We start from the raw sequence: 21,228 nt of genomic DNA, 5'->3' as shown, positions 1-21,228 counted from the left end.
GGCCATTTTATAGCTTCAGACTTGGCCGGCAAGCATGAGCGGGACTATTTCTTTTTGCTGTAGATCAGAACTTCACCGTCATTGCCAAACAGATATAACTTGTTGCCACGGATCTCAAAACGCCGGGTGTGTTCCAGCTGGGTGAACAGTTTTTGCTCTTCCTGCATCAGGTTGGATTTGCAGGCCATTCGGGTTGTGCCGCCAATTTTAATCGTCAGCATGCCGGACTCCTGATCCGCCCCTGTTTTTTCCCGGTCATAGCTACCAAAGAAACTGTTACAGCTGCGGCCTGACAGGCGACCGGTACCGGCATCAAACACCAGTCGGCTTCTGGTGGGCTCCATTGCCGGCTTGTCATTGATACTTTCCAGCTGCCAGGTTGCCGAGGTGACCTGCTTAAAATCGAAGCTGGGCTTTGACTGCATCATGGTGCAGCCGGTTATCAGCAGGCTGAAGGCCAGCAGTGAAATCAGACGCATAACGCAACCATCCTGTATCTATATCTATCAGGGGAATAGAAATTATTGATGCTGTGGCAAGTGTACTCGAAACAGCTGCCCACGCTATGATGACATCAAACACAAACAGATATAGAGCAAACAACATGCTGGCTGTTATTTCTCCTGCCAAGACTCTCGATTATGAAACCGCACCGGTTATTGCCAAATCAACCCAGCCAAGACTGCTGGATGAATCAGAGTTGTTGATTGAAGAAGCACGCAAACTGGCGCCGGCTGATATCAGCAGCCTGATGAAAATCAGTGACAAACTGGGGCAGCTCAATGCAGCCCGGTTTGAGACCTGGTCCCGCCCTTTCAATAAAGACAATGCCAAGCAGGCGGTACTGGCATTCAAAGGCGATGTTTATACCGGGCTGGATGCTGAAACTCTGGGTGCCGATGAGTTTGCCTTTGCCCAGCAGCATCTGCGTATTCTGTCCGGTTTGTATGGTTTGCTGCGTCCGCTGGATCTGATGCAGGCTTACCGACTGGAAATGGGTACCAAAATGGGAAATACCCGGGGCAAGGATCTGTACGCTTTTTGGGGCAGCATTATTACCGGTCTGGTCAACAAGGATCTGAAGGCTTCAGGCAGTGATATGCTGATTAACCTGGCTTCCAATGAATATTTCAAAGCGGTTAAAGCCAAAGACATTAAGGGTGAAATTATCACTCCGGTTTTCAAGGATTGGAAAAACGGCCAGTACAAAATTATCAGCTTCTATGCCAAAAAGGCGCGGGGCATGATGTGCCGCTACATGATTGATAACCAGATTACTGATCCGGAAGGTTTGAAAGAGTTTGATACCGATGGCTATCAGTACAACGAAGCCATGAGCTCTGATAAAGAGTGGGTATTTGTGCGCAAGGCGTAATGTCGAATTAAAAAGCAGGGCATTAGCCCTGCTTTTTAATTTTCAGATTCTCATCTCGATCCCGCGGTCAGCCATATACTGTTTGGCTTCCTGAATCGAATACTCGCCAAAGTGAAAAATACTGGCTGCCAGCACCGCATCAGCCTTGCCTTCTTTTATACCTTCTACCAGATGATCCAGGTTTCCTGCACCACCTGAAGCAATCACCGGAATGCCGACGGCTTCGCTGATAGCGCGGGTGACGCCAATATCGTAGCCGTTTTTAACACCATCCTGATCCATGCTGGTCAACAGGATTTCACCGGCACCCAGCTGATCCATTTTGATCGCCCATTCGATGGCATCCAGTCCGGTCGGCTTGCGGCCACCGTGGGTAAAGATCTCCCAGCGATCCAGTTCTCCCGGCTGACTGACTTTCTTGGCATCGATTGCAACCACAATGCATTGAGAGCCGAACCGTTCGGCTGACTCCCGCACAATTTCCGGATTAAAGATGGCTGCAGTATTGATGCTTACCTTATCTGCACCGGCATTCAGCATGGTGCGAATATCTTCGACCTTGCGAATACCGCCGCCAACGGTCAGCGGAATAAATACTTCACTGGCCATACGTTCCACGGTATGAACCATGGTGTCCCGGTCTTCGTGACTGGCGGTGATATCCAGAAAGGTAATTTCATCCGCGCCCTGGTCATTGTAACGCCGAGCTACTTCGACCGGGTCACCGGCATCACGGATATCCACAAACTGGACACCTTTTACAACACGCCCCTGATCCACATCGAGGCAGGGAATAATGCGCTTGGCCAGTCCCATGGTGATCTCCTGCTACTTCTATTTCACGAATCGGAGCGTGAAAGGATATTGATAAAACTCGTTACGGCTGGCTTTGAGGGAAGCCCGAATCCCGAATATCAGTGCAAACAGAGCCAGGAAGCCCATCAGAATAAATCCGATAAACAGGAAGGCCAGAATCGAGAATACGAATCCGGCAATCGCCAGAGTGATCTGAAAGTTCAGGGCTTCACGGGCATGGAACTCGATATAGGGATCGTCATTCCGTTTAAACAGCCAGATCACCAGCGGACAAATAATATTGAACGGCGGAGCCAGCAGGCAGAGCATGCCGAGAAAGTGTGCCAGCATGGCCAGGTTGAGACTGTCCCGATTATCTCGATTCATAAGATTTTCCGGAAAGCCGGTATTCTTCTTGTTATTGAAAGAGGGATCGCTCATTTACTCTGCTGATGGCCTCCGTTGGCTATTGCTGCAGGTTATGGTTTCCAGCGCAAAAAGTTGGCCAGTAACTGCAGTCCGACTGTTGCACTCTTTTCCGGATGGAACTGGGTAGTAAAAATATTATCCCGAGCCAGCGCTGCATGAAAACCGACTCCGTATTCACATTCACCGGCCACCAGTTGTTCATCACTGTGAACGTGATAGCTGTGGACAAAATAGAACCGGCTGTCCTGTGGAATATCTTGCCACAGCTGATGCGGGTGCTGGTGGACCTGACTCCATCCCATATGCGGCACTTTCAGCCGTTCCCCGTTAGAGTCCTGTAGCTCTTTGCCAAAGAATTTAACCTTGCCGGGTAACAGCCCGATGCAATCAACACCGTCGTTTTCTTCACTGTGTTCCAGCAGCAGCTGCATACCGACACAGATGCCCATCAGGGGACGGTGTTGCACTACTTCCTTAACCAGCTCATCAACACCCAGCCGCTTTACTTCGGCCATACAGTCCCGGATTGCACCCACGCCAGGTAACAGCACCCGGTCCGCATGACGCACAACATCAGGGTCTGGCGTAACAACGATCCGGGTGTTGGCTGGTGCAGAATGCTCCAGCGCCTTGGCGACAGAGTGCAGATTGCCCATGCCGTAATCAATGACTGCTACCGTTTCCATTCACTGCTCCATGACCACTGACATCATCTTGGTGGCAAAAGTAAGGTGTCAAAATTCTGACGTTTACAGACAGCCTTTGGTAGAAGGCATCTGCCCAGCCATGCGGGGGTCGCGTTCCAGCGCCATACGCAGTGCCCGGCCGAAAGCCTTGAAAATGGTTTCAGCCTGATGGTGAGTGTTGAAGCCACGGATATTATCGATATGCAGAGACACCCCGGCGTGGTTCACAAACCCCTGGAAGAACTCCCGGAACAGATCGACATCAAATCCACCAACGGAGGCACGGGTGTAATCCACATGGTATTCCAGCCCGGGACGGCCAGAGAAGTCGATTACAACCCGGGAAAGGGCTTCGTCCAGAGGAACATAGGCGTGGCCGTAACGATAGATGCCTTTCTTGTCACCGACAGCCTTGTTGAATGCCTGACCCAGAGTAATACCGATATCTTCCACGGTGTGGTGAGCATCAATATGTAGATCACCATTGGCTTTGATATCGAGGTCAATCAGACCATGGCGGGCAATCTGGTCGATCATGTGATCCAGAAAGGGAACACCGGTATCGAATTTTGACTGGCCGGTTCCGTCCAGATTGACACTGACCGTGATCTGGGTCTCCAGCGTGTCGCGACTGATTCTGGCTTCTCTTGTTGTCATTGCTGCATTCTCAGGCGTCATTGCGGTGAAGCTACGGTGGTGTAGCCGGAGCGTATTATAAGTATTGGTGCGTATAACTGCACCTGCTGTGCAATTCAGTCCGTGACTGCACGAGTACCCAGGCAGTTATTTTCAAATATTTTGGCGGCGTCTTTTTCCACCCTTGCAGCGTTGCAGCTGTTGTTTCCTGGCGAGGGTCACGTAGCTACAGCTACGCTCCCGACGCTGCGCCTTGAAGGGGTGAAAAAATCCACTCCCCCAAAATATTCGAAAACAACTGCCTGGGCACTTACAATCAGGTGGCAAAGCCTGGATGTAAAGATTTGGACTGTTTTATCACAGAATGGTTTGTAGCCGGGTGAATATTTTCTGAAAACCAACAAGTGGTACCGCCAATGCCTGTGACAATGGAAGAAGTCAGCAAGCCTCAGGGGCAGGATTCTGAAGATCTGGTCAAGATCTACCGGGATGCGCCGGACTGGATGCTGGGCTCTCCGGAAGAAACTGATCGTGAAGATGCCGTAAGAAGAATGCTGGATATCACCACCAGTACCCGCCGCATTTTTGCCGCACGTTTCAATGACCGCCTGCTGGGTGCGCTCATGATTGATGTTCAGGATGACGGTAGCTGGTTGCTGCACAGTCTATGTGTGCGCAAGATGACCCGGGAGCGGGGGGTTGGCAGCCGGTTACTGAAACTGGTAGCGGCAAAGGCCGAGGCTGATACTGTTGATCTCAGATTCCGGCCAATGGATGTCCAGCAGTCAGACTGGCTGGCGCAGAAGGTTGAAGAAACCCTGCACTGAGTTTAAAAGCCTGAATACCGGGGCTGCTGTTTTACCAGCGGCCCATGGTCTCCTCAAGACTTTCGTCATGGGATGGTGACTTTGAGGATTGCTGCATCGGGGCTCCTGCCAGCAACTGGCGGATTTCGGCTTCGTGACGCAGCACGTCGTAGTGATAGCTTTCTATTAACTTGATCAGTTCGGAATTACTTTCTCCCCGCTCAAGATAAACTGCCAGTTGTTGCAGGCAGTTCTGGTGCTCGTTCTGGTTCTGTTTCAGCAGGGACTGAAGTTCTGGTAACGACATTATGGATATCCTCTTTTTCCCTGTGTGCTTTCCCTGAAGTGTAGAACGTACCTTTTGAGCCTTGAATCCGTGTTTATTTCGATTTGGAGCAAAAGTTTTGAAAATCTATTCCGATACCCTCTGGTGAGAGAAACCATTAAAGCAGGTTGACTGCATGAACGGACGCCGCAGATGCAAACAGAAGCTACAGCTGATATCAGCTGTCGTTGTTGCGCTTGCGTTTCAGTCCGGATCACTGATGGCAGCCGGATATGCTTCCGGTTGGGATTGCAAAATCAGTAACAATGGCGACTGGCGTTGCCGCACTTCTCAGAATGATAACTACCAGCAGTCACTTGAACAGATTGCTGAAAGCCGGGAAAAGATTTCCGGCACTCTAGCATGGCTGAAAGCCAATTCTGCCGACCTTTCGAGACAAATCGCAGCCAATCTTCCGCTCTTACCAAAAACAGATGCAGCTCCAACAGTAGAACCTGATTCTGTAGTGGTTGCGCAGGGCATCATCAAACGCACTGCTCAGCAGCTGGCTGTGAGCAAACCCGAAGTAACGATTCAGAATACTTCCGCACCTGCAAAAGTAGATCGGCTTCCGGTGCGGCCGGTTTCCCTGACACCAAGAATCAGTTATGTGCGCAAGGAAAGCGTTATTACCCAGGATTATCAGGCACCGGTGATGGCTCCGGGGTTACCGGTTCAAGTACCGACCCCGGGTTTAGTGCCAAACAAAACCCTGTCGGCAATGCCAAGATCTATGAATCGGGCTCTCTCGGTTGCATCGCTGAAAATGTCAGCGCCCGGAAGCCATACCGTGCAGTGGTATGCTGCTGAAACGCTGGCTGAAGCACAAAAGTTTAAAGCTCATAATCCGCGTCTGAAACATACATTAATTGCCCAGACTCGCAATCAGGGACGGAAGTGGTATCTGGTGCTGCAGGGTGTTTATCGGGACAACCGTCAGGCGATAACAGCATTGCAACAGCCTGATATTGCGCGCACTGCCAATATGCTCAGTCCGTGGGTTCGCCCGATAGCCAGTCTGCGGATGCTGCAGTCGATTGAAGATTCCCGTCGTCAGGTGGTGCAAAAGCCTCAGGTCATTACTCTGCCTCCGCCGTCAGTTCAAAAAGAACAGCGTATTGCTCCACCACCAAGAGCACAGTTCAGACCCGTTAAACCCGTGGTGAATGCAAAGCCCGTTGTTGATACTAGGGTGCAAGCTGATACTCGGGCACAAGCCCGTTTGAAACCTGAGGACAAGGCGACTGCACGATTACTGCAATCACCGGATAACAGTTTTACCATTCAATGGTTTGCAGATAATAAGCTGGTGAAAGTACAGCAGTTCAAAAAAATCTATCCACAACTTGCCGATGCCCGGATTGTGCATTTCCAGCGTGGAGGCAAAGACTGGTATGTATTGCTGAGTGGCGTGTTTGATAACAATCGTCAGGCGGTTGGCTTCCTCAAATCCAAGCGCTGGCGTGATCTGGCTCGCCAACTTAACCCCTGGACCCGTTCCTTCAAAGGGCTGAAAAAGCTTGCTGCTTCGGAAGTGGCGTCGCTTTAGTCATTAAATCGAGCTTATACGCTTAATAGACCCCCTAAATTCCCTTCGTGCTATTGACTGACATTTGGGACATTAGTCTAGAATTGATCAGTCTTCATTTCTTTGCTCATCGCCGTTTGAGCTTAAACTCATAATTCTGCCTGATAACTTGAGAGGGTCTGTATGAACGCCGTTTTTAAATGGCTGGGCGTGTTTGTCGTCCTGCTAGTGGTTTTGCTGATTGCTGCGGTCTTTGTACTGCCAAAAGTTATTGACCCCAATGATTACAAGGCAGACCTTGAACAAGTTGTACTGGATAAAACAGGACTGAAAATGTCCATTGACGGGCCCGTTGCCTGGTCCGTATTTCCCTGGGTTGGTTTCAGTGTAGAGAAGGTTCAGGTCTCCGGAACCAATGGCAAATCACTGGCAGAACTGAACAAGGCTGAGCTGAGTGTGCGTTTGCTGCCATTGCTGCAAAAGCAGGTTGAGATGGATACGGTCACACTGGACGGTCTGGTACTGACTCTGGTGAAAGACAGAAACGGCAAAGGTAACTGGGAAGCTACACCTGCTGAGGATAGTGGCAAGGTTAAGGTAACTGTTGATCTTGATACCGATGATCAGCCGGCAGAAGAGAAGAGCGGTGGCTCAGGAATCCAGCTGAATATCGCCGAGCTGGATATCAAAAACCTGGCCGTTGACTATCGTGACTTGCAGCAGGGTGGTCACTATATCCTCAGTGATATGTACCTGAATGCCGGCCCTATCCGCCTTGGAGAAAAGTTCAACCTCAAGTCCGGACTTAACATGCAAGCGGTGGAGCAGAAACTGGCACTGGGACTTCAGTTGAATGGTGATGTAACACTGGATCTGGCAGCTAAAAATTATGAGCTGCAGAAGTTCACAATCAAGGTTACACCACTGAATACCAAGGATCCTGAAATGGTGACTTTGAATACTGATATGCGGATTCAGGACCGCAACCAGATGATGCGGCTGGACGGCACATTTGAACTGCAGCAACTCAATGCCCGCAAGCTGATGGCCCAGCTTAACCTGCCGCCGCTGGAAACCGGTGATCCGAATGCACTGCAAAAAGTCAGCCTGAAAGGTACCCTGCATTCTGAAGGTAATGTTGCTTCCCTTGAACCGGTGCAGCTTGCCATTGATGACTTCCAGATGGATGGCAGTATTCAGGTATCGGATATCAAGCGTAAGGCGCTGGTCTTTAACCTGAAAGGTAATGAACTGAATCTGGATAACTATCTCCCGGGAGCAGCTGAGGAGCCCGCAGCATCTACCGAAGGTGGTGCGGCATCACAGTCAGAAAACACGTCGGCTCCTTCTGCCGCAGCAGCTTCAAGCGGCAGTGAAGATATTGCCCTGATTCCGGTCGATCTGATTCGCAGCCTGAACTTTGATGGTCAGTTACGCCTGTCACAGCTGATTGCCAAAAAGCTGGCGTTCTCTAACCCCGAGCTAGTGATCAATGCCCATAACGGCGTATTACAGCTGAGAAAACTGCAGGCCGGTTTCTATGAAGGTGCCATCAACACCAGCGGTAAAGTGGATGCGAGACGTGAGCCAAAGCTGAATCTGGAAGCCAGAATGAATGGTGTCGATCTGGGGGCTCTAGCCAAGGTTATGCCGCAGCTGGAACAGGTTGATGGCAAAGCCAACTTTGATATGAACCTCGCGACCAACGGCATGACCCAGCGTCAGCTGACCAAAGCTCTTAATGGTAATGTCGGCTTTAATGTTGCGGATGGTGTTTTCAAGGGAACCAACTTTAACCGGTTGGTATGTGAAGCCGTAGCCAAGGTGCGGAAAAAGGATCTGACCCGTCAGGACTGGCCGCAGGAAAGCAAGTTCACATCACTGGGTGGAACGGTTCAGATCCAGAACGGTGTTGCCCGTAACCGTGACCTCAAGGCAGAGCTGTCTACACTGCACCTGAATGGTGATGGCGATGTGGATCTGGTGCAGCAGCAGCTGGATTATCGTCTGGGTCTGGTGATCTCCGGTAATGAAGCACCGGATCTTGATCCTGCCTGCCGTATCAATGAAAAGTATGCCGATATCAGCTGGCCGGTACGTTGCAAGGGAAGCCTGCAGCAGGCTGAGTGTGGTATCGACTATGACCGCGTGGCCAAGCTGGCAGCAGAACTGGCAGGAAAGGAAGTCGAGCGCAAGCTTGAAGAAAAGATTCAGGAAAAGCTGAATGAGAAGCTGGGAGAAAAAGGAGCCAAAGAGATCAAGGATGCCCTGAAAGGTTTCTTCGGCAAATAAGCTCTAATACCTTCTGATCTGGCATACTGTGGGGATTGTATTACATGACCTATATGTCGGGTCGGAAGGAGAACAACAGGGAATGCCAAGCTTTTCTGAAGAGCACCCCCGCCAATTCAGTGATGCCGTGCTGGCCTGGTTTGACCAGCATGGCCGTAAAAACCTGCCCTGGCAGCAGGATATTTCACCTTACCGGGTCTGGCTGTCGGAAGTGATGTTGCAGCAGACTCAGGTTGCTACTGTCATTCCCTATTTTGAGAATTTTATCTCCCGCTTTCCGGCTGTAGAGGATCTTGCCACTGCGCCGGAAGATGAAGTGCTGCAACTCTGGAGTGGACTGGGCTACTACGCCCGCGCGCGTAATCTGCATAAGTGCGCCAAAACCGTTGTGGATAAATATCAGGGTGTATTTCCTGCATCGGTAGAAGAGCTGGCTGACCTGCCAGGTATCGGGCGCTCAACCGCAGGAGCCATCGCAGCGATCAGTATGAGCATTCACGCACCGATTCTGGATGGCAATGTAAAGCGGGTACTGGCACGTTTTCATGCAGTGGCCGGCTGGCCGGGGCAGTCGAAGACTCAAAAAGAATTATGGCGACTGGCGGAGTTATATACACCGAAAGAAAGAGTGGCTGATTACACTCAGGCGATGATGGATATGGGCGCCATGCTGTGTGTCCGTAGTCGTCCGCTGTGTGATCTGTGCCCCATTGCAGACGGCTGCGTGGCGAAAGCAAACAATGAACAGTCGCTTTATCCACAGCCCAAACCCCGCAAGGAACTGCCGGTGCGTTCAGTAAGAATGTTGCTGGTGGTGAATGAACAGGGCGAGGTACTGTTGCGAAAGCGGCCGCCGCAGGGGATCTGGGGCGGATTATGGAGCCTGCCTGAACTGTCTGTTGAACCCGAGCTGGAAGAACAGGCTGAAACTGACACCGGTATGTCACTTTCAGGTTATGAAGAGTGGAGTCAGGTACGTCATACTTTCAGCCATTTTCATCTGGATATTACCCCGGTTAAGGCTTTTGTATCGCAAGGCGGTTATCCACAGCTTTTGGAACCGGAGCAGGCTCTCTGGTATAACCTTGACCAGCCACCCGCACTGGGCCTTGCTGCTCCGGTAAGCCGGTTACTGAAAAAGCTTCAGAAGAGTCTGTAACTCCTGCAAGAGAAAAACAGTCTCGAATCTGTTTGATAGAGGATTTATCTATGCGTCAGGTATTTTGCGCCAAATTAAAGAAAGAAGCTGAAGGCCTGCTGGTACCGCCCTATCCGGGTGAAAAGGGTAAGTGGGTTTACGAGAATATTTCCAAGGAAGCCTGGGGAATGTGGCAGCAACACCAGACCATGCTGATCAATGAAAAGCATCTCAGTCTGGCCAATGCTGAATCCCGCAAGTTTCTGGCCGAGCAAATGGATCTGTTTTTTGCCGGTGACGATTACGAGAAGGCCCAGGGCTACGTGCCGCCTTCCGAGTAACGCTCCCTAGCTCAGGTGTCACCGGGTTCGTGCAAACTGAATAATCCGGTGGCGCATTTCAATCAGCTGCTCTTCTTTCAGCCGCTTGTTGGCTGCCGACCATTTGGTTGGTATCTGCTCTTCGATATCCTTCCGCAATTTACTTGCTTTGCTGCTGGTTTTTGCCTGTTGATCCAGCCACTGCAGCCAGCGTAAATCCAGTGTGCTTTCGTGCAGTACAAGCAGACGCTTGTGAATATCCATCACCTGAGGACAACTGCTGCCACTCCACGGATACATATAAATCACATCACCTTCACGGCCATCGGTAGGGTCGAGAGGGTCTGCGGTGGGCATTCTGGCATGCCACTGAATATAACCATCCGCACCTGAGCGCCATAAAAAGAAACCTGCGGCCAGTCTTGGACGGGGCATGTTATACATCCAGAACTTGCTCTTCTTTTTAATCCGGGTGATCTCTTTTTTGCTGATACCGTAGGCATGGTTGGCAATGGTCAGATCAACTGTGGATAACAATTTGTGGTGTTCGGTGTGATTCAGGTGTCCGGCCATTTTCAAACCCAGTGGCTGAGGCCTGAGCAGCTTGGCCAGCTGATGGATCTGTTGCAGCTTTTTCTCTCCCCGTGGCTCATCGAAAAGGGACCAATAGGGTGCAGGCAGTCCGGCACTTTCCAGTTGTAATTTGAGCACCCTTAAAGCCGAGGTGATTTCAGCATCCGGGCGATTGTGGACAAGTCGCTTCAGCGGGGTATAAGCAAGCACCTGTGGATTAAAGCCAGCCTTTTCAATCTGGTTCAGCTGTTGAACAAAGAGTTGGTTGTTCAGGGCTGAATCTGGTGTGGCCAGTGCCGGAGCAACCGTGGTGAACCCAAGGTTTTGCATAAACTCAAGGTCACATTGAGTCGATGAAGGTATTTGTAAACTCAATGCCGGAAACCAGTGATACCAAGGGGCTGGTTCGAGATAGAGACCGGAGGCATATTTCAGTTCCGGCAGTTTGACCGGAAGAACATCAATGCTGAAAGGCTGCTGAATCAGTTTGCCGTTTGTGACCAGCTGGAGACTGCCGTCATAGCGTCCCGGCTCGGCTTCATCATCAATATCGAGCTGCAGATAAATTCGGCGTGGCGTACTTTTATCCAGCCTCATACTCTCCAGATCTGCTCTCAGATAGCTGTCATCAAGTATCAGTTGAGTCGCATTGGGCTGAGGCCGTTCAAAACGCCAGAAGCCATAGCGTATATCGGTTTGCAGACTTGAACCGGAAGAGTGACGGGGAGTGCCTACGGCAACAACCGGGTGTTTGTCACTGGTGTTAGATGAAATCTCAAAAACGAGGTTGAGACGGGTATCACGGGCGACAGAATAAATACGTCTGCTTTCTTCCTGAATAAATGACTGGTTGCTGATATCTGTAAGGGTTATGGCCTGTTCGTTATTCCGTTCGAACGGTTGGGATGAAACAACCGGCCACTGAGCCAGAAATCGTTGTTTTCTGTCCTGCTGGATAGAGTCTGCATAACTGTTATTTATTGGTTCGAGTACCAACGCTGCGAGGTATCGGCCTTCAGCATCACCCATTAGCTGAATATCGATGTCGCCGCGGGTAATGGTAACCGGCATCTGAATTTTACCATCCCGGCGTTTGCCAATCGTTTCCCAGGCATCGCCATCAATACCGCCTTCCAGTTTTTTTCCGGCAAACCAGACCTGATCGACCCATTGTTGTGGTGTGAGTTGGTGATTAACAACAGGGTTATCGTTGACGGTTATTTTTCGACTGCGGGAATGAGGCAGGTACTCCCATTCGCCCTGATCCTGAGTCCACAGGGTCAACAGCCACTGGCCATTTGGCCAGCTGGTTCTGAAGCGGGTAATACCTTTTATGCCGTCTTTAATCAGGGCGTCACCGGAAGTGCGAATCAATCCCTTGAGAGAGCCGGTGATCATGGGGGAATCAGGAAGGATGGGTCTGAAACCGGGAAAAACCGGGCTGCCTTCCGGGCCAAAGTCGAGGGCCAGGGTATTATCGGGTATCGGTACCGGTGTGGTGATAGAAGCCTGATGCAACTCAAGAGGTGCTTTGGGATCTGCAGCAAAGATATGAAGCTGACTGTAGGGAGCTTCAAGAAAGCCGCCCCCCGACATCTTCAGGCTGCTGAGCGGTAGCTGAACATTGAACTCACCGGGCTGAATGGTGAACTCCTGATTCACCCGGGTTCGATAATTTTTAGAGGCGTCATTATCGATTCTGACAATGAAAATGACAGGTTTTGAGTACGAGTTAATGCCTTTGATAACCAGCTCACTGCCAGTCACTGGTGTCAGCTGCTCAAGATCATGCTGCAGTGGTGTTGTCTCTGATTCAAACAGGACGTTATCTGCACGAACTGTGATCGTAAAAACAACGAACAGACAAAAAAAAGCGATTCGCATTGGCAGTCCCTGCCACTCTGTGGGAAATTAAATGAACAGCTTTGTAAAAGAATAGCCCAGAGGCAGTCCTGATCAGCCCTGTAGAGAAGGCCGACAGTCTAGAGTTAGGAAATAGGGCGTTTAATAAAACAGATGCTTCATGGATGGAGCCGCAATGTCTTCTTGTCCTCTGGTGGTTGATCTTGATGGCACACTGCTCAAGTCAGATCTGGCAGTGGAATCGCTGGCGCATAATTTAAAGGAAAAACCGGTATCAGCTTTCAGTTTGTTTAGCATGGCGGGTTCCGGCAAGGCCCGGATGAAAGCACGGTTGGCAGAAGACTATCGACCGAACCTGGATCTGATGCCCTGGAATCGGGAGTTTCTGGCATGGCTCAAGGATCAGAAACAGCAGGGACGAACCCTGATTCTGGCCACAGGCAGTAATCAAAAGCTGGCGAATGAAGTCGCTGAACATGTTGGGCTGTTTGACGAGGTTATGGCCAGTAGTGGCGATCATAACCTGACCGGAACCCGCAAACGGGATGCCTTGCTGGAGCGGTTTGGTGAACAGGGTTTTGACTATGCCGGTAACAGCAAAGTCGATCTGCCGGTCTGGCAGGCGGCAAGGGATGCCATCGTCGTCAATGCCAATCCCCGCACAATCAAAGCGGCTGAAGCATCATCTAATGTTGCTCATGTGTTTGACTCCATGGCTCCAGAGCTGGCTACCGCTTCGAAAGCGATGCGAACCTATCAGTGGTCAAAGAACCTGCTGATATTTTTTCCGCTGCTGGCAATTCATCCCCTGCTGTCCGTATCCTCATTTATCACCACCTGCATGGCTTTTCTGGCTTGGGGCCTATGTGCTTCTTCTGTTTATCTGCTGAATGACCTGCTAGATCTGGAAGATGACCGAAAGCACCGGATCAAGCGCCATCGACCTCTGGCTGCCGGTACATTCTCTGTTGGTGCGGCTTTGTTTTTAATGCCGGTATTGTTGCTGATCAGTATTGCTATCAGCGCTTCGATTAACACCTGGTTCTGTGGTGTATTAGTACTCTATTTTATTTTGACGCTGCTTTATTCATTCCGCCTGAAACAGGTGCCGATGCTGGATGTGGTTATTCTGGCCGCACTCTATACCAGCCGGATTATTGGCGGTGCTGCCGCAATTATGGTTGCTCCTTCCATGTGGTTACTGGCCTTTTCCATGTTTCTTTTCCTGAGTCTGGCGATTGTTAAGCGCTGTGCAGAGCTTTATGCCAGACGTGCGGAAGGTGTGTGGAAAAAGAAGATTCGAGGCTATCACTCTACGGATTTACAGCTGCTGGTAATGATGGGCAGTGCCAGTGGTTATATGTCGGTACTGGTATTGGCGCTTTATGCCAGCAGTGACAAGGTCACAACACTCTACGAAGAGCCCCGGCTGATATGGTTGCTGTGTCCGGTATTACTGTACTGGATCAGCCGGGTCTGGCTGCTGACACATAGAGGGCGAATGAATCAGGATCCCATTGTGTTTGCGGCAAGAGATCGTTCAAGCCTGATCAGTTGCCTGATTATGGGCATCATCTATCTGCTGGCGATATAACCATGGCAAGGAGCAGAAGCCGATATCAGTCATGGGGTCGTTACCCTCAATCTGAACAGACTGCAGAAGTCGCCTGGAATGCGACGGACATTGGCGCTGGTATTGCCAAACTTCGGGGAGAGGGTTACTTGCCATTCGGAAATGGCTGCAGTTACGGGGACAGCTGCCTTGCTGCCAGTGGCCAGTTACTTGATTTCGGCTCGCTGGATAGTCTGATTTCATTTGATCCCGCAACCGGCAGGCTGGTGGCTCGCCCCGGTGCCCGGCTGGGAGATATCAGTCGAATTGCAATGGCAACTGGCTGGGGACTTCCGGTTACTCCCGGCACCAGTCGGGTAACTCTGGGAGGTGCAGTGGCCAATGATGTTCATGGTAAAAACCACCTGAAAGAAGGCTCATTCGGACATCATATATCCGGTCTTCAGCTGTTGCGCAGTAATGGTGAAGTGATTGAATGCAGTCCTGAAGAGAATACTGACTGGCTTTATCACACCATTGGCGGACTGGGATTGACCGGCACGATTACCAAAATTGAGCTGGCACTGAAGCGTACTCCGGGACCATGGTTCGATGTGGAGCCAACCAGAATGGAGCAGCTTGCTGACTACTTTGCACTGGAGCAGGAAACCGGTAATGAGTGGGAGCATCGGGTGGCATGGATTGATTGCCTTGCGCCGAAAAACAGCCTTGGTCGTGGCTGGTATATTCGAGCCCGATCTATAGCAGACCAGCGGCCGGTGCCATCCAGAATAAATATTCCTGCTCCTGCGCTGCCATTCTCTCCCCTGAATTCACTGACCCTGAAATTATTCAATAACACCATTTTTCATCTGGGTTACAGGCGAGGAAATTCGTATCGTCAGGATTACATGCGCTTTTTTTATCCACTGGACAGCGTGTCCGGATGGAATCGCCTGTATGGTCCGGCTGGTTTTCAACAGTATCAGTGTGTGGTGCCTGACGGCGATGCAGAAGATGTGATCAGAGAGCTACTAAGCCTGATTGCATCTGCCGGGCAGGGATCATTTCTGGCAGTGCTGAAGCGTTTTGGTTCCCGCCATGCTGCTGGTGCCCTGTCATTTCCCCGTGAGGGTTACACTCTGGCGCTGGACTTTCCCAACCGACAGGGACTTTCCGAACTGTTTCAAAAGATGGATGACTGCGTTCAGGCGGCTGGCGGTGCTTTGTATCCGGCCAAGGATGCCCATATGTCGCCGGATTTCTTTCGTATGGCTTACCCTGCTTGGGAGCAGCATGAAGCAATGCGAGACCCGGCAATCAACTCCTGCTTCTGGCAGCGGATGATGGAAGATAGATGAAACGGATTCTGATCATAGGGGCAACCTCAGCCATGGCCAAAGGCTGTGCCCGGGCCATGGCTGAACAGGGACATAGTCTGTTTCTGTGTGCCCGGAAAATGGCTGAAATTGAAGAGTTGAAACATGACCTGCTGGCACGTGGAGCTGGTTCTGTGTCTGCAATGACACTGGATATTAATAATCTATCTCGCCATAAAGCCGTGCTGGAAACAGCCTATCAAGAGTTGGATGGACTTGATCTTGTACTGCTGGCACACGGGACGTTACCGAACCAGCAGCAGTGCGAACAGAATGTGGATAAAACTATCGAAGCACTGCAGACCAATGCTGTGTCATCGATCGCATTTCTGACCCGGGTCGCTAATCAGTTTGAACAGTGGGGACAAGGGACAATTGCTGCGATTAGCTCTGTCGCCGGAGACCGAGGGCGACAGTCTAACTACGTTTATGGTGCTGCCAAAAATTGCCTTACGACGTATTTGCAGGGACTGAGAAACCGGCTGGATAAAGCGGGCGTCAGAGTAGTGACAATCAAGCCGGGGCTGGTGATCTCACCGATGACCGCTGATTTTGAGAAAGGTCCGCTGTGGGCCAGTGCTGACGATGTCGGGCGTCGTATGGCCAGAGTATTACTGGAAGGGAAACAGGATGTGGTTTATCTGCCCGGGTTCTGGCGCTGGATTATGATGGCAATCTGCATGATTCCGGAAACCATCTTCAAGCGTATGTCTCTTGGCTGAACAAAGAATATGACTTCAGGGACGAAGTTAATGAACAACCGTATTGAGCTGATCGACCGGCATGTCTGGTGGTGGATGAACTGGCGAGGTTTTGTGCCGGTTATCATTCTCGCTACCCTGGCTGGCCGGCTCTTCATGGCTTATCTGGTGCAGAACGTACCGGTCAGTGACTCGGCTGCTTATCACCAGTTTGCTATCTGGCTGGCAGAAGGTCGGGGTTATCTGGATTTGCGTACGCAACAACCTACGGCCTACTGGCCGGTAGGCTATCCGGCTTTTCTGGCATTTTTCTACTGGTTATTCGGCCCTAATGTCATGGTTGGCGAAATGGCCAATGCCGGTTTATCGGCACTGGTTATGTGGCTTTGCTATGACATCAGTCGTCGTCTTTTTCGTTGTGAAAAAGCTGCCCGGCTATTGTTGTTGATTCTGGCCTGTTATCCGGCGCACTGGTTTTTCAGCATGATTCTGGCCAGTGAAATGCTGGCGCTAACACTGGTTTTAATTGTTATTGATCTTTCCATGCGCCGGGGTGTGCATATTGCGCTTGCCTGTGGTGTGGCTGCCGGGCTGGCCATGCTGGTAAAACCTCAGACCGTTGCCGTGGCAGGGATCTGCTGGATGTTCTCGTTTGGTTACCACGGCTGGCACCTGACTTCGTTCAGGCACTGGGCCCGCATTATTGTGATCTATATGGTCGTAGCTGTATTTGTTATGCCCTGGGTGATGCGAAACCAGCAACAGCTTGATGCCTGGATTCCGGTCTCTACCAACAGTGGTATCAATATTTATATTGGCAACAACCCTGAGGCTAGTGGCACCTATCAGGAGGTTCCGCGGCTGAAAGAGTTTCTGGCGATGGACGATGAAGTTGCCCGCGATAAACTGGCCTGGAAGGAAGCACGGGAATATATTCAGCACCACCCATTGGAAACCTTGTCACGACTACCTTCGAAACTGGTTTCGCTGTATTTCAGGGAAAACAGTGGTTCGTTTGAAGAGGGTAAAGGATACAGCTGGTTCTGGCAGGGACTGGATAAAAAGGTTGTAACCACAAACCGTGACCTGGTGGTGTGGTTCAAGGAAGTCAGCAACTTTTACTACTACATATTGGCGCTGCTTTCCTGGTTTGGGTTGGTTGTGTTGATCTGGCGTGAACGCATCCATTTCTTCCTCAATGGTCAGGCAATTCCCATATCGGCAGTACTCTGGTTTACGCTGATCTATCTGGTGTTCTTTGGCACCAGTCGTTTCCACTTCCTGATGATGCCGTTACTGGCAATGTATGCCACAGCCTTTCTGGCCCGGTATGTGGGTTCCGGGCTCGAAGAAAGGAAACCGGCTACTGTGCCGGATTGATTTTCGAAGTCAGAACATGATCTTCCCAGCGGCCGGCAATTTTCAGATAGGACTTTGCCAGCCCTTCCTGCTGGAAACCCAGCTTCTGCAATACCGCTGCACTGCGCTCGTTGGATGGCATATAGGTTGCCATCACCCGGTGTAGTCCTACGGTGTCAAAAACATAGCCCAGGGCCGCTTTGAGAATTTCCGGCATATAACCTTGTCCCTGGTACTTTTCGGCAACTGAATAACCCACAAAGCAGGCCTGAAAAGCGCCTTTGGTAATGCCGGTGAAATTACAGGTGCCAATCACTTCCGAGCGGTCAGGTGTCAGGGCTGCAAATCGGATAGCAGTCTGGTTTTGTAACTGCTCTGCATGTTGTGGCAGGAGGTTGCGCCAGTATTCAAGGGTATAAAACTCTTCGTCCCGGTTGGGTTCCCAGGGTGCAAAATGGGTTCTGTTTTGATGATGGTAATCCAGCATCAACCGGGCGTCTGCTGCGTCCAGAATCTCAAGTTGAGTACGTGTTGTTGTTATTTTCATGGAGTCATGCCTGCAATTGCAGGGAGCTGGAAAAGACAAATAAAAAAGCCGGAGCTTGATAGCTCCGGCTTTTTATAAAGTGCTGAATTCAGCCGGTGAATCAGCCCTTCTGCGGGCCGGCTTCAACGATGGCTTCAGTCACTTCGAACTTCTCGAAGTTGTTTACGAACTGAGCAGCCAGATCTTTCGCTGCAGCGTCGTAAGCTTCCTGATCAGCCCAGGTTGCACGCGGGTTCAGCAGCTTGGAGTCAACACCCGGTACTTCCAGCGGGAAGTCGAGGTTCATGGTGTCGATATGAGCGGTTTCTACATCAGCCAGTGCGCCACTCTGGATGGCTGCGATGACGGAACGGGTTACCGGAATGCTGAAACGCTCACCGCCCTTGCCGTAAGAACCGCCGGTCCAGCCGGTGTTAACCAGGTAAACCTTGCTGCCGAATTCGCTGATACGCTTCATCAGCAGTTCAGCGTATGTGCCGGGAGAACGCGGCATGAACGGAGCACCGAAGCAGGTGGAGAAGGTAGACTTCAGACCTGGAGCAGAACCCATTTCAGTAGAACCAACCAGCGCAGTGTAACCACTCAGGAAGTGATATGCGGCCGCTTCCTTGCTCAGAATGGATACCGGAGGCAGAACGCCGGTCATATCGCAGGTCAGGAACACGATAGCGTTCGGCTCACCGGCACGGTTTTCTTCAACCCGCTTTTCAACGTGCTCCAGAGGGTAAGCACAGCGGCTGTTTTCGGTCAGGGTAGTGTTGGTGTAATCCGGCAGACGAGTGTCCTGATCAACCATTACGTTTTCAACAATCGCGCCGAAACGGATCGCGTCCCAGATAACCGGCTCGTTTTTCTTGCTCAGATCGATGCACTTGGCATAGCAGCCGCCTTCCAGATTGAAGACAGTGCCCTTGCCCCAGCCGTGCTCGTCGTCACCAATCAGGAAACGCTCAGGGTCAGCAGACAGGGTGGTCTTGCCGGTGCCGGACAGACCGAAGAACAGGCAGGTTTCACCTTCTTCGCTGACGTTGGCAGAGCAGTGCATCGGCATTACGTCTTTCTCGGGCAGCAGGAAGTTCTGAACCGAGAACATGGCCTTCTTCATTTCACCGGCGTAGCGCATGCCAGCCAGCAGTACCTTGCGGTGAGCAAAGTTGATAATTACGGCGCCGTCGGAGTTGGTACCGTCACGTTCCGGATCGCAAACGAAGCCAGGCACGTTCAGGATCTGCCAGTTTTCCTTGTCCTTCGGATTGAAAACATCCGGGCGAACAAACAGGTTACGGCCAAACAGGTTCTGCCATGCAGTCTGGGTCTTTACGACAACAGGCAGGTAGTGTTCAGGATGGGCACCTACGTGCAGGTGCTGTTCGAAACGGTCGTGACTTTGCAGCCAGGTTTCAACACGATCCCACAGGGCATCAAATTTGGCTGGATCGAACGGGCGGTTAACCGGACCCCAGTGGATATCATCGGAAGTGCTGGGCTCGTCAACAATAAACCGGTCTTGCGGCGAACGTCCGGTTCGGTGTCCGGTTTCAACAACCAGCGAACCGTTAGCTGCCAGTTTTCCTTCCCCACGGTTAATGGCGTGTTCTACCAGTGCAGCAGCGCCAAGATCGGTAAAAACGGACGGGCCGCCTTTTCCTTCGTTCATTCTGTTTATTCCTCTGGAACCAGCACCCCGGGCTGAGATCAGTCCTGAAGAAGAAAGGTACCGGCCTTTTTTGTTATCTGAGCGGTGCGAATTATGCCAAACAGGAATAGATGAAGAAATACTATTTCAGAAATGAATTGGTATTTTTTGTCCTTTGTTTGTTGTTATTTGTTTGGAAGTGATCATTAAAAGAAAGCCGGCTGTTTTTAGCCGGCTTTAATTTTGAAAAGATTCAAGAAAGAATCAGTGCAATGTTTGCCCGGTATTGCTGCCGTGAGAAGCAAACAGCTTTTCAACATCGTCCTGAGTGAAGGTGTAACGGCGGCTGCAGAAGTGGCAATCCATATGGATGTCGCCCTCTTCTTCCAGAATCTGGTCCACTTCGGCGCGCTCCAGATTAAACAGTGCATTGCCGGTACGTTCGCGGGAGCAGGAGCAGTTGAAGTTGATGGTTTCTTCATCAAACAGACGCACGTCTTCTTCGTGGAACAGACGGGTCAGCTGGTCTTCGACTTCCAGTGTCTGCTGCTCTGCGGCTGTGATGGTGTTGGCCAGCATGGTTACCCGGTTCCAGGATTCTTCACGCTTGGCGTCATCTTTTTCTTCGTGAGGTGGCAGCGCCTGCAGTAGCAGACCGCCAGCCTGTTTGCCGTTGGAGCTTAACCACAGACGGGTTGGCAGCTGTTCGGACTGCTGGAAGTAAGTTTCAAAGCAGCCAGCCAGGGTTTCGTGCTCCATCGGGATAATGCCCTGGTAACGCTTGCCCTTCTCTGGGTCAACAGTCACAACCAGCTGGCCCTTAGGCATCAGTTCGTGCATATCACCGCTCAGAGCAGCAGTGTCATCGAAGCGAGCCAGTGCACGGAAGGTGCGGTTATGGGTGCACTCTACGACCAGCAGGCTGACCGGACCTTCACTGCGGGCCTGCAGGGTCATGGTGCCTTCAAATTTCAGGGTGGTGCTCAGCAGCAGGGCGCAGGTGGCCATCTCTCCCAGCAATACGCTGACGGATTCCGGATAAGCGTGAGCTTCCAGGGCGCTCTGCAGGCTGCTGTTCAGGGTAATAGCTTCACCGCGGATATCGGTGTTATCGAAAACGAAGCGGCGAGCCTTGTCAGTAAGAGTCATGCTGTTGTCAGTCATCAGGGAGAGTGAATTCAATCTTTTAATAAACGGTGCAGTATAACGCCTGAAGGGAACTGGCTGAAATTATGGATAAACCGTGGTGATAAAAAATGCCGGTGTTTGTCTGAACAATATAACCAGA

At 51.1% G+C, this 21,228-nt stretch carries 20 protein-coding genes; 10 read left to right on the top strand and 10 right to left on the bottom strand.

Features of this window, described 5'->3' with window-relative positions:
* Positions 1 to 44 precede the first annotated feature (44 nt).
* Positions 45 to 479, bottom strand: coding sequence for an META domain-containing protein (locus tag ACYZZ0_RS13750; RefSeq protein ID WP_461537205.1), 435 nt, complete (start codon positions 477 to 479; stop codon positions 45 to 47).
* Positions 480 to 604: 125 nt separating this feature from the next.
* On the opposite strand from ACYZZ0_RS13750, the gene yaaA reads away from it, so the two are divergent.
* A complete protein-coding gene (gene yaaA / locus ACYZZ0_RS13745) occupies positions 605 to 1,375 on the top strand; it encodes a peroxide stress protein YaaA (protein WP_461537204.1) in 771 nt (256 codons plus the stop codon).
* 42 nt (positions 1,376 to 1,417) lie between these two features.
* On the opposite strand, the gene hisF is transcribed toward yaaA, so the two are convergent.
* The 4 genes from hisF to hisB form a co-directional block, all read right to left on the bottom strand.
* On the bottom strand, positions 1,418 to 2,191 hold the full coding sequence (hisF, locus tag ACYZZ0_RS13740; protein WP_461537203.1) for an imidazole glycerol phosphate synthase subunit HisF: 774 nt from the start codon (positions 2,189 to 2,191) through the stop codon (positions 1,418 to 1,420).
* 18 nt (positions 2,192 to 2,209) lie between these two features.
* Entirely contained in the window at positions 2,210 to 2,611 is a 402-nt protein-coding gene (locus ACYZZ0_RS13735) for a DUF4870 domain-containing protein (protein ID WP_461537202.1), read from the bottom strand.
* A 38-nt stretch (positions 2,612 to 2,649) separates the two neighbouring features.
* Positions 2,650 to 3,285, bottom strand: a complete 636-nt coding sequence (hisH, locus tag ACYZZ0_RS13730) for an imidazole glycerol phosphate synthase subunit HisH (RefSeq protein ID WP_461537201.1) — start codon at positions 3,283 to 3,285, stop codon at positions 2,650 to 2,652.
* A gap of 63 nt (positions 3,286 to 3,348) precedes the next feature.
* Complete coding sequence (hisB, locus tag ACYZZ0_RS13725) at positions 3,349 to 3,942, bottom strand: imidazoleglycerol-phosphate dehydratase HisB (protein WP_461537200.1); 594 nt, start codon at positions 3,940 to 3,942, stop codon at positions 3,349 to 3,351.
* A 395-nt stretch (positions 3,943 to 4,337) separates the two neighbouring features.
* Here hisB and ACYZZ0_RS13720 point away from each other — a divergent pair, with 395 nt between their 5' ends.
* Positions 4,338 to 4,748 carry an acetyl-CoA sensor PanZ family protein gene (locus ACYZZ0_RS13720; protein ID WP_461537199.1) on the top strand — a complete coding sequence of 137 codons (411 nt, stop codon included), beginning with the start codon at positions 4,338 to 4,340 and terminating at the stop codon, positions 4,746 to 4,748.
* A 31-nt stretch (positions 4,749 to 4,779) separates the two neighbouring features.
* Here the strand turns inward: ACYZZ0_RS13720 and ACYZZ0_RS13715 are convergent, their stop codons facing one another.
* The gene (locus ACYZZ0_RS13715; protein ID WP_461537198.1) at positions 4,780 to 5,034 is read right to left on the bottom strand and encodes a hypothetical protein; all 255 of its coding nucleotides are present in this window, start codon (positions 5,032 to 5,034) and stop codon (positions 4,780 to 4,782) included.
* A gap of 154 nt (positions 5,035 to 5,188) precedes the next feature.
* Here ACYZZ0_RS13715 and ACYZZ0_RS13710 point away from each other — a divergent pair, with 154 nt between their 5' ends.
* The 4 genes from ACYZZ0_RS13710 (at position 5,189) to ACYZZ0_RS13695 (ending at position 10,351) form a co-directional block, all read left to right on the top strand.
* Entirely contained in the window at positions 5,189 to 6,601 is a 1,413-nt protein-coding gene (locus ACYZZ0_RS13710) for a hypothetical protein (RefSeq protein WP_461537197.1), read from the top strand.
* A gap of 162 nt (positions 6,602 to 6,763) precedes the next feature.
* Positions 6,764 to 8,872 carry an AsmA family protein gene (locus ACYZZ0_RS13705; protein WP_461537196.1) on the top strand — a complete coding sequence of 703 codons (2,109 nt, stop codon included), beginning with the start codon at positions 6,764 to 6,766 and terminating at the stop codon, positions 8,870 to 8,872.
* An 82-nt stretch (positions 8,873 to 8,954) separates the two neighbouring features.
* Positions 8,955 to 10,031, top strand: coding sequence for an A/G-specific adenine glycosylase (gene mutY / locus ACYZZ0_RS13700; RefSeq protein ID WP_461537195.1), 1,077 nt, complete (start codon positions 8,955 to 8,957; stop codon positions 10,029 to 10,031).
* Positions 10,032 to 10,081: 50 nt separating this feature from the next.
* Positions 10,082 to 10,351: an oxidative damage protection protein gene (locus tag ACYZZ0_RS13695; protein ID WP_461537194.1), complete on the top strand. Its 270-nt coding sequence runs from the start codon at positions 10,082 to 10,084 to the stop codon at positions 10,349 to 10,351.
* Positions 10,352 to 10,369: 18 nt separating this feature from the next.
* Here ACYZZ0_RS13695 and ACYZZ0_RS13690 read toward each other — a convergent pair whose 3' ends face one another.
* Positions 10,370 to 12,787 carry a hypothetical protein gene (locus ACYZZ0_RS13690; protein WP_461537193.1) on the bottom strand — a complete coding sequence of 806 codons (2,418 nt, stop codon included), beginning with the start codon at positions 12,785 to 12,787 and terminating at the stop codon, positions 10,370 to 10,372.
* Positions 12,788 to 12,941: 154 nt separating this feature from the next.
* Here ACYZZ0_RS13690 and ACYZZ0_RS13685 point away from each other — a divergent pair, with 154 nt between their 5' ends.
* The 4 genes from ACYZZ0_RS13685 to ACYZZ0_RS13670 are packed head-to-tail and all read left to right on the top strand — an operon-like array spanning position 12,942 to position 17,778.
* Positions 12,942 to 14,360: a UbiA family prenyltransferase gene (locus ACYZZ0_RS13685; protein ID WP_461537192.1), complete on the top strand. Its 1,419-nt coding sequence runs from the start codon at positions 12,942 to 12,944 to the stop codon at positions 14,358 to 14,360.
* A gap of 2 nt (positions 14,361 to 14,362) precedes the next feature.
* On the top strand, positions 14,363 to 15,679 hold the full coding sequence (locus ACYZZ0_RS13680) for an FAD-binding oxidoreductase (protein WP_461537191.1): 1,317 nt from the start codon (positions 14,363 to 14,365) through the stop codon (positions 15,677 to 15,679).
* Entirely contained in the window at positions 15,676 to 16,419 is a 744-nt protein-coding gene (locus ACYZZ0_RS13675; protein WP_461537190.1) for an SDR family oxidoreductase, read from the top strand. Before ACYZZ0_RS13680 ends, ACYZZ0_RS13675 begins: the two co-directional genes overlap by 4 nt.
* Positions 16,420 to 16,449: 30 nt before the next feature.
* Positions 16,450 to 17,778 carry a hypothetical protein gene (locus ACYZZ0_RS13670; protein ID WP_461537189.1) on the top strand — a complete coding sequence of 443 codons (1,329 nt, stop codon included), beginning with the start codon at positions 16,450 to 16,452 and terminating at the stop codon, positions 17,776 to 17,778.
* On the opposite strand, the gene ACYZZ0_RS13665 is transcribed toward ACYZZ0_RS13670, so the two are convergent.
* The 3 genes from ACYZZ0_RS13665 to hslO all read right to left on the bottom strand — a co-directional run bounded on the left by ACYZZ0_RS13665 (position 17,762) and on the right by hslO (position 21,104).
* The gene (locus ACYZZ0_RS13665) at positions 17,762 to 18,304 is read right to left on the bottom strand and encodes a GNAT family N-acetyltransferase (RefSeq protein WP_461537188.1); all 543 of its coding nucleotides are present in this window, start codon (positions 18,302 to 18,304) and stop codon (positions 17,762 to 17,764) included. The two genes, ACYZZ0_RS13670 and ACYZZ0_RS13665, sit on opposite strands and share 17 nt — an antisense overlap.
* 100 nt (positions 18,305 to 18,404) lie before the next feature.
* Positions 18,405 to 19,961 (bottom strand): phosphoenolpyruvate carboxykinase, encoded by a 1,557-nt coding sequence (locus ACYZZ0_RS13660; RefSeq protein WP_461537187.1) that lies wholly within the window; start codon positions 19,959 to 19,961, stop codon positions 18,405 to 18,407.
* A gap of 243 nt (positions 19,962 to 20,204) precedes the next feature.
* Positions 20,205 to 21,104: an Hsp33 family molecular chaperone HslO gene (gene hslO, locus ACYZZ0_RS13655; RefSeq protein ID WP_461537186.1), complete on the bottom strand. Its 900-nt coding sequence runs from the start codon at positions 21,102 to 21,104 to the stop codon at positions 20,205 to 20,207.
* Between the last annotated feature and the right edge of the window lie 124 nt (positions 21,105 to 21,228).

This window comes from Spongorhabdus nitratireducens (assembly GCA_947387575.1).
Taxonomy (GTDB): domain Bacteria; phylum Pseudomonadota; class Gammaproteobacteria; order Pseudomonadales; family Endozoicomonadaceae; genus CANDOC01.
Note: the sequence above shows the minus strand (reverse complement) of the source record. Positions and strands in the feature narration are given on the sequence as shown.